The organism is Paenibacillus nanchangensis (assembly GCF_046543445.1).
In the GTDB taxonomy this organism is placed as follows: domain Bacteria; phylum Bacillota; class Bacilli; order Paenibacillales; family Paenibacillaceae; genus Paenibacillus_AQ; species Paenibacillus_AQ nanchangensis.
Genome location: NZ_JBHOFD010000023.1, coordinates 1 through 11,912 on the forward strand (window position 1 = coordinate 1; position 11,912 = coordinate 11,912).

Consider the following 11,912-nt stretch of genomic DNA (forward strand, 5'->3'; position numbering starts at 1 on the left):
TATGTTTTTGGCACGAATAACGGAACTGGAGTCCGCCAAGGCATACCAAAGCCCAAAAATTTCAGAAATAACGGCCGCTGGGTCCGGAAAGACCTCCGTATCGCGTTCTGTGGTAATCCGCTGCGGATGTGTCACAGGAGAGGATTCGTTCTAAAGTGTTATGTATAATGGAGATCGATCTGACAATAAACAGGTGGACCTCGCCACACCCATACCCGTCCCGGCTTGGCATTCTTCCCATTCATACGGATGAATAGATTGCGCAATGTGATTGTACTGCAATCTACTAGGGGGAAGACATGATTCAGCTCTGTCGAAATGATTCAGCTCTATCGAAATGATTCAGTTTCCTCACTCAGACTCATGGATTCGCAGAGTATTTCCTTAATTTACAGTTTGCGTACACACCCTAACGCCCGGGTTCAAAAACACTCGGACTTCAAAGCACCCCGGTTCAAAAACACTCGGAATCCAAAGCACCCGGATTCAAAATTCACGCAGTCCCATTAACGAGAGCCAAAACCGCGCAAATGCGCGTCAAAAAGGCCGCCGCATCCGCCAACTCCCATTAACGAGAGCCAAAACGCGCGCAAACACGCGTCAAACACGCGCAAACACGCGCAAACACGCGCAAACGAGCGCAACCGCATGCCAAAAAAGCCGTCGCCTCCTCCGCCCCATCCGCCAGCCGCCAGCAGGAATGCATTCAATTAAATTAAAAATTTCCGCCGGTTACAAGACCGGAACTTGCCGAACACACTTCGGAAAATACGTATGTATGTGCGCGTTTTTTGATTTTCGGAGCCGTGTCCAATGTACTTTGGGTCCCTGAATCATGTAGAATGGTAATTATAAGTATACAAGCTTATGATACCTAAACAGGAGGTTTGCCATATATGCCCGTACACCAGGAATCGATGCAACTCATTGCTGCGATCCGAACGAATCTGGAATCCTGTATTCTGGGGAAAAACTTTGAAATCGAGCTGCTGCTCACAGCGCTTCTGGCGGGCGGGCATGTCCTAATCGAGGATGTGCCGGGAACCGGCAAAACCCAGCTGATCCGCGCCCTAGCGCGCTCCATGTCCGGCGAATACCGCCGGATCCAGTGCAACCCCGACATTCTGCCGAGCGATATTACCGGCGTTTCGGTTTACCATCCCCGGGATGAAATGTTCCACTTCCGCCCCGGCCCTGTGATGACAAATATTTTGCTGGCGGATGAGATCAACCGCGCCACCACCAAGACGCAGTCCGCGCTGCTTGAGGTCATGGAGGAGCGGAATGTGACGGTTGACGGAGAGACGTATGAGCTTCCCCATCCGTTTATGCTGTGCGCGACGCAGAACCCGATCGACTTCGAGGGAACCTATACGCTTCCCGAAGCCCAGCTTGACCGGTTTATGCTGCGTATGAGCCTTGGCTATCCCGATGCACCTACGGAAAAAAATCTGCTTATGACCCACCAGCTCGGCCAGCCGGTGGACAAGCTGACGCCGGTAACCGGCATGGATACGATTGCAGCCATCCAGAAGGAAATCCGCGAAGTCTATATCAGCGACCCCGTGCTCGACTATCTGATCGAAATTGTCCGCATGACGCGGGAGCATCCGCTTGTGCTGCTGGGCGCGAGTCCACGCGCGTCGCTGTCTTTTATGATGGCAACCAAAGCTTATGCTTTTCTGCAGGGAAGAGATTATGTCCTGCCGGATGATGTGAAGATTTTGACTCCGTACACGCTGGGCCACCGGATTTTGCTGCGTCCCGAATCGCGGCTGGATAACGTCAGCGTCGAGTCGCTGCTGCAGGAGCTGCTCCGGCAGATCAAAGTGCCGGTGACGATGAGGCCGGCAAGATGAGACGGCTTTACAATGCGGCCTCAAGCGTAATCCAGCCGGGCAAGCTGGCCGGCATCCTCGCGGTATGGGCGGTCACGCTGCTGTATGTGCTGTTCCAGGGCGGCAAAACCTCTTTTATGCTGTTTAGTATGGTCAGTCTGCTGACGCTTTATTTAATCTTCGGCGGCTTCGGCGGCATCCGCCGCGCCAAGGGATCACGGAAACTGTATGGCGATCACGGCGGCAAGACCGATCTGCTGCACGCCGGAGGCCATCTCCGGGTGAAGCTGAACATCTCGATTCCCGGATTTTTACCGCTGCCCTACATTATTGTCCGGGAAATGCTGAAGCGTCATAACGGTGAATCCTGGGTTTTCGAGGAGAGTTTCGTTCCGAATCTGAGGGGGACCGGGGAGCTTCGCTTCCAGACGCCTTCGCTTGAAAGAGGGACCTATACCTTCTCCAATACCGAGATCGTCAGCGAGGATATTTTTGGCCTGGTGGAGCATAAAGGCTCGTTTGAGGCCGAAGGCAAGTTCCGGGTCCTTCCCCGTGTCGTCTACATTCCGAGATGGACGCTTTACGAACGCAATTCCAGGTTGGCCGGGCATCAGACCTCGCTGGCCCATTCCCGCAGAGAAACGACGCAGATCAACGGTGTCCGCGATTATGTATACGGCGACCGGATGACGCGAATTCACTGGAATGCCACCGCCAAGACGGGCACCTGGAAATCGAAGGAGTTCGAACACGAGTCTATCCCCAAAACGATGATTGTGCTGGACTGCACCGCCACCGCGTATTCGACTACCCAACAGTTCGAGCTTGCGGTTTCGGCTGCGGCGTCGCTGCTCGGCTTTGGCGTCCGGGACCGGATTGAAATCGGCCTCTGCGTACTTGACCGCAACGTCAAGGTATTCGTCCCTTCCGAAAATGGATCGGAGCGCCAGATGATGATCCAATACCTGGTCGATGTCGAAGCGGATGGCCGGGGATCGATGGTTACCCGTCTCGAACGCGGACAGAGCCTGTTTCCCAAAGGCTCCTATATGGTACTGGTCAGTCCTCAAGCCGGCGGGCCTGCGTTTGAGGTGCTGCGCTGGGCGGAGAACCGGGGACTTACTCCATGCCACGTTCACATCATGAGCCCGGCCGGATTCCGCCGCAGGGAAGAATGGGAGAACATGCTGAAATCCCGCGGCGCGTCCGGCTACAGCGTAGGCGCACTGTCGGAGCTTCCAGCAGCGCTTGGAGGGGAGGGCGTAAGATGAATGGATGGCTGACCGCGCTCAAATCGTCATGGCACCGTTCGCTGAGTCTGGTATGGTTGTGGATCATCGCGCTGCAGTGGCTTTCTTATACGGAACCGTTATGGCTGCGGCAGACAACCGCTTCCGTACTGATCGTATTGACGGCTGTCGTTATTTTTGAAATTATCTTCCCCGTCCGCCTGCTGGTGCGGCTGGCCGCCGAGGGACTGCTGATTCTATTTTTGCTGTACCGGATTCTGGTTCATTACGGCCTCTATCTCTCTAATCCTTATTTGACTTGGCAGGAAAATCTCGAAACTTTGGCCGCACATTCGATTCCTTATATCTGGTTTGCGCTTGGCGCTTGGCTTTGCCTGCTGGCCGCCGCCTGGTGGGTCCGCTCCAAACGGCGGATTTTGGTCTTTATCGGCCTGAACATCGTTGGTTTTGCGATCCTGGATTCGTTTACGTCGTCCGAATTGTGGCAGGAAGTCGCCTGGTCGGTGTTCGCGGGGATGTGCTGGCTGGTGACCGACCATCTCCGGAATTTCCAGAAGCGTTATCCTCAAGGATGGAAGTATTTGCGGAACTATCCGTTTAAGGTTGCGCTTAATATCGCGATTATTTTTTCCTTGATCATCATGACAGGTGTGAGCATGCCCGAAGTCCGGCCAACCTTGACCGATCCCTACACCGCATGGCGCGAGTGGAGAGGAGAAGGAGTCAGCTTTATCGGCTCCGGCGGTACGGGAACAAGCAGCGGCAGCGGAGGATCCAGCTCTGAAGTGAAGCGGACTTCTTCGGGGTACAGCCGTCAGGATAACCGTCTGGGCGGCGGGTTTACCTTCGATTACTCCCCGGTCATGTCCGTTACCTCCGACCTGCGCACCTACTGGCGCGGCGAGACCCGGACGCTGTATTCGGGGACAGGATGGCTGGACAACAACCGGAACCGGCGGGGAAGCCTGACGGAAACCCAGGTAGGCGATAGCCTGGAGAATGGCGAAAGCTCCAGACTGGAGACCCAGAAGCTGCAGCAGACCGTTACGATGCTGAACAATAACGATTATCCCGTTTTGTTCGGAGCCTATGCGATGACCTCCGTCGATTCAATTGACGGGGAGAAGGAAGGGGAAGGCCTGTACTGGCGAAGCCGGCAGGCGGAGATGTTGTGGAATCCCGACGACGACGGGGGAGGATATCCGAAGACATACACGGTTACGTCAGAGGTTCCCATTATCCCGGTCGATGAGATTCGCACCCGGACGTATGAGCAGTTGTACGGGGCAGGCGAAGTGGATGACATCTACCTCCAGCTTCCTTCGGATTTCCCGCAGCGGGTCAAAGATCTGGCTGAAGAAATTACGGCATCCGCAGACACGCCGTATGAAAAAACGGCCCTGCTGCAACAATATTTACAGCAGACCTATAGTTACACGAACGAACCGGATTTATCCAAACGGTCTAGCCCTGATTTTGTAGAAAGCTTTTTGTTTGAAGTGATGGAAGGGTATTGCGACTACTATTCGACCGCAATGGTAACCATGGCCCGTTCGCTTGATATACCGGCCCGTTGGGTGAAGGGGTATGCGCCGGGCAATCAGGCGGAAGTTCCGGACAATCTGATGATCCGAAACGGTGTCAGCAACAACAGCTATACAGTAACCAATGCGGACGCCCATTCCTGGGCGGAGGTGTATTTTGGCGAATACGGCTGGATTCCGGTGGAGGCGACTCCGGGCTTCGACATGCCGCTGCTGACGGAAACCGATACAAGTGAGCCGGTAACCGATACGCCGGAAGATGAAGAAGAGCCTGCTCCAAAACCGGAGGCCGAACCTGCGGCTCCGGTGGAGGATCAATCGCCAATTGGCGTTTGGGTGGTTGCCGCGGCGGCGGCCGTGCTGCTCGGATGGTCGGGATATCAGCTCTGGCGTTACCGGCTGAAGCTGCGTTATCTGCTGCTGCGCCTGCGGATCGGCGAGACGCCGTCACCGGCCCAGAAAGTGATTTTTGAGACCGAGCGCTGGCTGAAGTATATGCGGCGAAAGGGAATGCCGAAGGAAGGGCATGAGACGCTCCGGGAGTCGGTATTCCGCTGGAGCCGCGAACGGCCTGAAGCCACCGGAGCGCTGTCGCCGCTGCTGAGCTTGTTCGAAAAAGCAAGCTACAGCCCCGAAGCGGTTCAGGACGGCGATTGGCGCAAGGTGTACGACCACGCGCTGCAGCTGCGCAAATCGCTAAAGGGTACCCGCTAAAAGGAGCCGGCCGGACCGCCGGCTCCTTTGGCCGTTCCCGGTTGGGCAGTCGGTCCTTATGGCCGCTTCGGCGGCCGGCCGGCTGACTGCCGGTCCCAGGCCGTTTCTGTTCGGACTGTTGGCTCCTTCTGGCTGTTTCGGCCGGACGGTCGGCCCCTTAGGCTGTTCCGTTCGGACTGATGGCCCCTTACGGCTGCTTCGGCCGGATGATCGGCCCTTTGTGGCTGTTCCCGTTCGGACGGGTTCCTTTTGGCCGTGCCGGCCAGACTGCCAGCCTTAGGCCGGTTCCCGGCTGGACTGCCGGCCCCTTAGGACATTCCATTCCAGTCCAGGCCGACAGCCGTTCAGCGAGGATGGAGCATTTCCCTTTTCGACTGTTTCCTTTTTGGGGAAAAAAGATTATGATATTTTTTTCGGAACTTAAACGAGGTGAATCGATTGTTTGAAATGCTAGTTCCCAAACTGCGTGTAAATACTGTGTTTGACCTCTCTCTGGAGGAGTTGTACCGTCAAGGCTACAGGGGGATTATTACAGACCTGGACAATACGCTGGTCGGGGCAAAAGCGCCTTTGGCAACGCCGGAGCTGCTGCTCTGGTTCGAAAAGGTAAAAGAAATCGGCTTTAAATTGGTCATCGTTTCCAATAACAATATGGACCGTGTTTCGCGTTTTGCCACCCCGCTGAATATTCAGTTCGTGCATCAGGCCCGGAAGCCGAGCAATGCGCCGTTTCGCAGGGCGATGAAGCTGATGGAGCTGACGCCGGAGCAGACGGTGGTTGTCGGCGACCAGATGCTGACCGACGTATATGGAGGCAACCGGCTGGGACTCTATACCGTGCTTGTGCTGCCGATTTCAATCAAGGACGAAGGCTTCGGAACCCGGATAAACCGGCGGCTGGAACGCATCGCGCTTACCCGGCTGCGCAAACAAGGCTTGTGGCATGAGGAGGATCCCAGCAAATGAATCAATCATTGGAACATACGGAACATTCCGGCCGCTGCGGCGGCTGTGGCATCAAACTGCAGACCGAGGACAGCGGACGGCCGGGTTATATCCCTCCGGCTGCGCTGGAGCGTGAGCCGGTTATTTGTCAGCGCTGTTTCCGGATTAAAAACTATAATGAAGCTTCTTCGGTGTCCGTCGACCAGGACGAATTTTTGCGGCTGCTCAGCCGGATCGGCGAGCAGGATGCGCTGGTTATTCACATCGTGGACCTGTTCGATTTTGAAGGCAGCTTGATTTCGGGGCTGCAGCGGTTTGTCGGCAATAACCCTGTCGTGCTGGCCGTCAATAAATGCGACCTGCTTCCCAAAGTGACGAACTGGAACAAGGTGCGGAACTGGGTGCAGCAGCGCTGCAAAGAACACGGACTGAAGACCGCGGAAGTGGTGCTGTGCAGCGCCAAACGCAACCAGGGCTTCGACCGGCTGCTTGATACGGTCGGCACTCTCCGGGGCCGGCGCGATGTCTACGTAGTTGGCGCGACAAATGTAGGCAAATCAACGCTGATCAACCGCCTGATCTCCGACCACAGCGATCTGGAGCAGGAGCTGACAACGTCGCGTTATCCCGGAACAACGCTTGATATGGTTCATATCCCGCTGGACGACGGGCATCATATTATCGACACGCCTGGTATCGTATACCCTTGGCGCTACAGCGAGCTCGTTGAACGCCGGGACCTGGATGCCGTCATGCCTGCCCAGCCGCTGAAGCCGGCGGTATACCAGTTAAACGAAGGCCAAAGCTTGTTCTTCGGGGGATTGGGCCGCTTTGATTTTATTAAAGGTGAACATCAGTCCTTCACCTGCTTTATCAGCGGGGTGCTAAAAATTCACCGGACAAAGCTGGAGCGGGCGGACGAGCTGTACCGGGATCACCTGGGCGGACTGCTGTCGCCGCCGACGGCCGAAGACGCCGCCAAGCTGCCGGCCTGGCAGCGTCACGAATTCCGCATCCAGCCGGGCAGCCACAGCGATTTGTTTATCTCCGGCCTCGGCTGGATCAAGATGAACGGAACGCAGGGCGCAGTGGTTGCGGTGCATGTTCCTAAAGGCGTCAAAGTGCTGACCCGGCCATCCTTGATATGAGCCAAGGGGGAGGAGCACGGATGAAAGCAGAGGAGCAATTTGTCCATTCCAGCGGCGGACTGCTGCTGGGTGTAATGGGAGATCCGATCGCCCACTCCAAATCGCCGCAAATGCATGGAGCGGCGCTGCAGGCGCTCGGTATCACCGGGGCATATGTGCCGCTGCATATTGCCCCCGAACGTCTGGGCGACGCGATATCTGCGATCCGGACGCTTGGTTTTCGCGGCGTGAATGTGACGATACCGCATAAGGTGGCGGTCATGGAGTTTTTGGACCAGCTGGACGAGAGTGCCGCATCCATTGGAGCCGTCAACACGATCGTTAATGACGGGGGGCGGCTGACGGGCTACAACACCGACGGAATCGGTTATGTCCGTTCGCTAAAAGCGGAAGCCGCGCCTGAGCTGCAGGATACCCGCATTCTTGTGCTGGGGGCTGGCGGTGCAGCCCGGGGAATCATCCACAGTCTGCTGAAGGAGCGCCCCGCCGAGCTGATCGTCGCCAACCGGACGCCGGACAAGGCGGTCCAGCTGGCGGAAGAGTGGAGTGCGCTCGGCCCGATTCGGGGAATTGGACTGGAGGAGGCCCCTTCGTTTATAGAAGGGATCGACTTGGTCATCAACACAACCTCCATCGGCATGCATCCAAAAGTGGACGGTACGCCGTTTCCGGCGGACCTGCTTGCGCCCGGGATGGTCGTCAGCGATTTGATCTACAATCCGCTGGAGACCCGCCTCCTCCGCGAGGCGCGAGAGCGGGGCTGCAGGGCGCATGGCGGGCTCGGAATGTTCGTCTACCAGGGCGCTTATGCGCTTGAGTATTGGACCGGCCGTCCCGCTCCCGTAGACGCCATGCGCCAGGCGATGTTGGAGTGTATGGGCGGGTAGGACGGTGTTTTTCCGTCCTGAAGCGTTGACCCGACATGCGGCTGGCAGGCGGATCGTCACGGACACGCCGCTGCTGGCTTTCGTCTTACGCTCTCGCCCGCTGCGAAGGTTCAGCATTCCCGCCAGAGCAGCGGAGCCGAACCTAAGGTTGAGCGTTTGGCATTGACATGTGTTTGACATTGACATGTGACGGAAGAACAACCGTCCAGTGCCGATGCCTTTCCGCCCCGAAGCGCTGACCTGACTTGCAGCAGGCGGGCGGCCACAGGCAAACGGCTGCTGCGCTTTCCTCTTACGCTTTCGCCCGCTGCGAAGGTTCAGCATTCCCGCCAGAGCAGCGGAGCCGAACCTGAGGTTGAGCGTTTGGCATTGACATGTGTTTGACATTGACATGTGACGGAAGAACAACCGTCCAGAGCCGATGCCTTTCCGCCCCGAAGCGCTGACATGATTTGCAGCAGGCGGGCGGCCACAGGCAAACGGCTGCTGCGCTTTCGTCTTACGCTCTCGCCCGCTGCGAAGGTTCAGCATTCCCACCAGAGCAGCGGAGCCGAACCGGAGGCCATATGGAACTGTAGGAGCGGCAGCGATCGCCTTTGTTTTCGGATTTCTTCCGCAACCCGGCCCTAATTCAAAGAAATCTGAAAACAACAGCGACCGGAAGTCCATATGCGCCGCAGGGGCGGTGGAGCGCCGCCTGGTGTTAGTGTCCATCATCCGGCGAAGCCGGCACGCTTTTTAATAAGATAACCCGCTGTTTCTTCAGCGGGACGATAGGCTATAATATATGTAAAATTAAGGAGTTCGTAAATTATGCTGACAGGCAAACAAAAACGTCATCTGCGCTCGCTGGCGCATCATCTAGATCCGGTGTTCCAGATCGGCAAAGGCGGCGTCAACGACCATCTGATCCGGCACATCGAAGAAGCAATCGAGAAGCGGGAGCTGATCAAGGTCAACGTGCTGAACAACAGCATGGAAGATCCCCGTGAAGTCGGACAGACGCTGGCGGAACAATCGGGCTCGGAGCTCGTACAGGTGATTGGCAAAACGATCGTTTTGTACAAGGAGTCCAGAGACAACAAACAGATCGAGCTTCCTTAACAGGAGCAGGCAGGGGAGGAGGCGTTCCTCTTGAAAATCGGGATTATGGGCGGCGCGTTCGACCCGCCGCATATCGCCCATCTGCTGGCCGCCGAGACGGCGCGGGAGACGTATTCGCTGGAAGAGGTGTGGTTTCTTCCATCGCATATTCCGCCGCATAAAGCGCGGGCGGGTATTTCCGCTGAAGACCGGCTGGCGATGGTCAAAGCGGCGGTGGAGGGACATCCCGCATTCCGGGTAGAAGACCGGGAAATCCGGCGCGGCGGCGTTTCGTATACAATCGACACGGTGACTGAACTGCAGCGGGACTACCCGGCGGCGGAGTTTTATTTTATCATCGGTGCCGACATGGTGCAGTATCTCCCAAAATGGAAGCGGATTGAAGAGCTGGCCGCGCGGCTGTCCTTTATCGGAGTCGCCCGCCCTGGCACGCTCCTGGATCCTGATGCGCTGCCCGGCTATATCCGGGACAAGGTCCGGCTGGCCGACATGCCGTTAATCGATGTGTCGTCCACCAAGCTGAGGGAACGGCTGGCGGAAGGCCGGTCGATCCGATATCTTGTGCCGGACGGCGTGTTCCATTTTATTCAAAGGGGTGGATTATATGGCGTACAGCCGCGAACAGCTGATTGAATCCGTCTCGGGACAGATGCCCGAGAAGCGCTGGAAGCATACGCTTGGGGTGATGGAGACATCCGTCAAGCTGGCCAAACGGTACGGGGGCGACCCCGAACGTGCGGAGCTGGCGGCCATCCTGCATGATGTGGCCAAATACTGGCCCGTAGAACAAATGCGGGAGATTATTGAAGAAGGGCAGGACCTGTCCAAGGAACTGCTGACGTATGACAAGCAGCTGTGGCATGCCGAGGTTGGCGCGTTTGTCGCCCGGCGGGACTACGGCATTGAAGACCAGGAAGTGCTGGATGCCATCCGTTACCATACTTCGGGCCGCGAGCGAATGACGCTCCTGGACAAAATCGTCTGCCTGGCCGATTATATCGAGCCCGGCCGTGATTTTCCCGGTGTAGAACAAATCCGTAAAAAGGCTAAGCAAAGTCTCGAGGAAGGGCTGGTTGCCGGATTCGATTCCACCATCAGCCTGCTGCTGGAGAAAGGGAAAATTGTTTTCCCGCTCACCGTACTGGCCCGTAATGACTTAGTCAGACAATTGGAGGAAACCAAATGACATTAAATTCGGAACAACTGCTTCAGCGGGTATTAAACGCCGTTGAGGATAAAAAAGCGATGAACGTGGTAGCCCTCGATTTGCGCGGCGTATCGCTGATCAGTGATTATTTTGTGATCTGCCACGGTAATTCGGACACCCAGGTTCAAGCGATTGCAACCGAGGTGCGAAAGGTTACGCAGGAGGCCGGCCAGACCATCCGCGGCATCGAAGGCATGGATTCGGCGCGTTGGGTGCTGATGGATCTTGGCGATGTGGTGGTGCATATTTTCCACCGCGATGAGCGCGAATATTATAACATCGAGCGTCTGTGGTCCGACGCCAAAGTTGTGAACACCGTATGAGCCTGATTGCGGGAACGACGGTAACGTTGGAAGTGGCGCGGGAAGTTTCACCGTACGGGTATTTTCTCAGCGCGGGAGACCAGGATGTGCTGCTGCATTATACGGAGCTAACCCGGGAGATCAAGCCGGGGGAGAGCGTGGAAGTATTTCTTTTTTTCGACACGGAAGACCGCTTGGCCGCCACAATGAAAAAGCCTTACTTAACGCTGGGCGAAATGGCCCTGCTTGAAGTAGCGGATTTACATCCGCGTCTCGGCGCTTTTCTGGAGATGGGCCTGGGCCGCCAGCTGCTGCTGCCGATGCGCGAGCTGCCGGAGCTGAAAGAGCTGCGTCCGGTTGTCGGCGATTATGTTTTTGTTGTCATGGAGCATGACAAGCAGGGCCGCCTGCGGGCGAAGCTCGCCGGAGAGCAGGAGCTGGCTCCGCACACTTTCCCGGCGCCGGAGTCGTGGAAAGGCCAGTGGCTGACCGCGCGCGTGTACAAGCCGCTTCAGATGGGGACGTTTGTGCTGGTGGACGGCGGCGTTCTTGGATTCGGTGTAATCGGGATGATCCATTCCTCAGAACGTACGCGGCTTCTCCGCCTCGGGGAAGAACTGCAGGTCCGGGTGGCCCATATCCGGGAGGACGGCCGGGTCAACCTGTCCATGGCTCCGCGCAAGGAAATCGGACGGGATGAGGATTCCGCCCGGATTTTGGCCTTCCTGAACGAACGGCCAGGCGGAGGGATGCCATACAGCGACGCGACGCCGCCGGAGATTATCAAGCAGCGGTTCGGCATCAGCAAGTCCGCCTTCAAGCGGGCGCTGGGCAAGCTGATGAAAGAAGGGCGGATCACCCAAAAAGAGAACTGGACTTATCTGGTTCGGGACGGGGAAAAGGACGGGGAAACCTCCACGGACGAAGCGGGGCAGCAGGAAGCCGGGAAATAACGGCGACAAGTTTTGAACAG

11 protein-coding genes are annotated in these 11,912 nt (G+C 56.9%); all 11 read left to right on the top strand.

Translation table 11 applies throughout. The annotated features are described in order from the left end of the window. The first annotated feature begins 896 nt into the window (after positions 1-896). The 11 genes from ACE6ED_RS18365 (at position 897) to ACE6ED_RS18415 (ending at position 11,892) form a co-directional block, all read left to right on the top strand. The gene (locus ACE6ED_RS18365; RefSeq protein ID WP_410828674.1) at positions 897-1,859 is read left to right on the top strand and encodes an AAA family ATPase; all 963 of its coding nucleotides are present in this window, start codon (positions 897-899) and stop codon (positions 1,857-1,859) included. After that, entirely contained in the window at positions 1,856-3,109 is a 1,254-nt protein-coding gene (locus ACE6ED_RS18370) for a DUF58 domain-containing protein (protein ID WP_410828675.1), read from the top strand. The genes ACE6ED_RS18365 and ACE6ED_RS18370 overlap by 4 nt, the downstream gene beginning before the upstream one ends. Beyond that, positions 3,106-5,346 (top strand): DUF4129 domain-containing transglutaminase family protein, encoded by a 2,241-nt coding sequence (locus tag ACE6ED_RS18375; RefSeq protein WP_410828676.1) that lies wholly within the window; start codon positions 3,106-3,108, stop codon positions 5,344-5,346. The genes ACE6ED_RS18370 and ACE6ED_RS18375 overlap by 4 nt, the downstream gene beginning before the upstream one ends. 438 nt (positions 5,347-5,784) lie before the next feature. Next, complete coding sequence (locus ACE6ED_RS18380) at positions 5,785-6,312, top strand: YqeG family HAD IIIA-type phosphatase (RefSeq protein ID WP_410828677.1); 528 nt, start codon at positions 5,785-5,787, stop codon at positions 6,310-6,312. Beyond that, positions 6,309-7,439 (top strand): ribosome biogenesis GTPase YqeH, encoded by a 1,131-nt coding sequence (yqeH, locus tag ACE6ED_RS18385; RefSeq protein WP_410828678.1) that lies wholly within the window; start codon positions 6,309-6,311, stop codon positions 7,437-7,439. The genes ACE6ED_RS18380 and yqeH overlap by 4 nt, the downstream gene beginning before the upstream one ends. 20 nt (positions 7,440-7,459) lie before the next feature. Further along, positions 7,460-8,326 (top strand): shikimate dehydrogenase, encoded by an 867-nt coding sequence (aroE, locus tag ACE6ED_RS18390; RefSeq protein ID WP_410828679.1) that lies wholly within the window; start codon positions 7,460-7,462, stop codon positions 8,324-8,326. A gap of 813 nt (positions 8,327-9,139) precedes the next feature. Then, positions 9,140-9,430, top strand: a complete 291-nt coding sequence (yhbY, locus tag ACE6ED_RS18395) for a ribosome assembly RNA-binding protein YhbY (protein WP_410828680.1) — start codon at positions 9,140-9,142, stop codon at positions 9,428-9,430. A gap of 30 nt (positions 9,431-9,460) precedes the next feature. Next, entirely contained in the window at positions 9,461-10,063 is a 603-nt protein-coding gene (locus tag ACE6ED_RS18400) for a nicotinate-nucleotide adenylyltransferase (RefSeq protein WP_410828681.1), read from the top strand. Beyond that, a complete protein-coding gene (gene yqeK / locus ACE6ED_RS18405) occupies positions 10,035-10,616 on the top strand; it encodes a bis(5'-nucleosyl)-tetraphosphatase (symmetrical) YqeK (RefSeq protein ID WP_410828682.1) in 582 nt (193 codons plus the stop codon). Before ACE6ED_RS18400 ends, yqeK begins: the two co-directional genes overlap by 29 nt. Beyond that, on the top strand, positions 10,613-10,960 hold the full coding sequence (rsfS, locus tag ACE6ED_RS18410) for a ribosome silencing factor (RefSeq protein ID WP_410828683.1): 348 nt from the start codon (positions 10,613-10,615) through the stop codon (positions 10,958-10,960). The genes yqeK and rsfS overlap by 4 nt, the downstream gene beginning before the upstream one ends. Continuing rightward, the gene (locus ACE6ED_RS18415) at positions 10,957-11,892 is read left to right on the top strand and encodes a CvfB family protein (protein ID WP_410828684.1); all 936 of its coding nucleotides are present in this window, start codon (positions 10,957-10,959) and stop codon (positions 11,890-11,892) included. Before rsfS ends, ACE6ED_RS18415 begins: the two co-directional genes overlap by 4 nt. Positions 11,893-11,912: the final 20 nt, after the last annotated feature.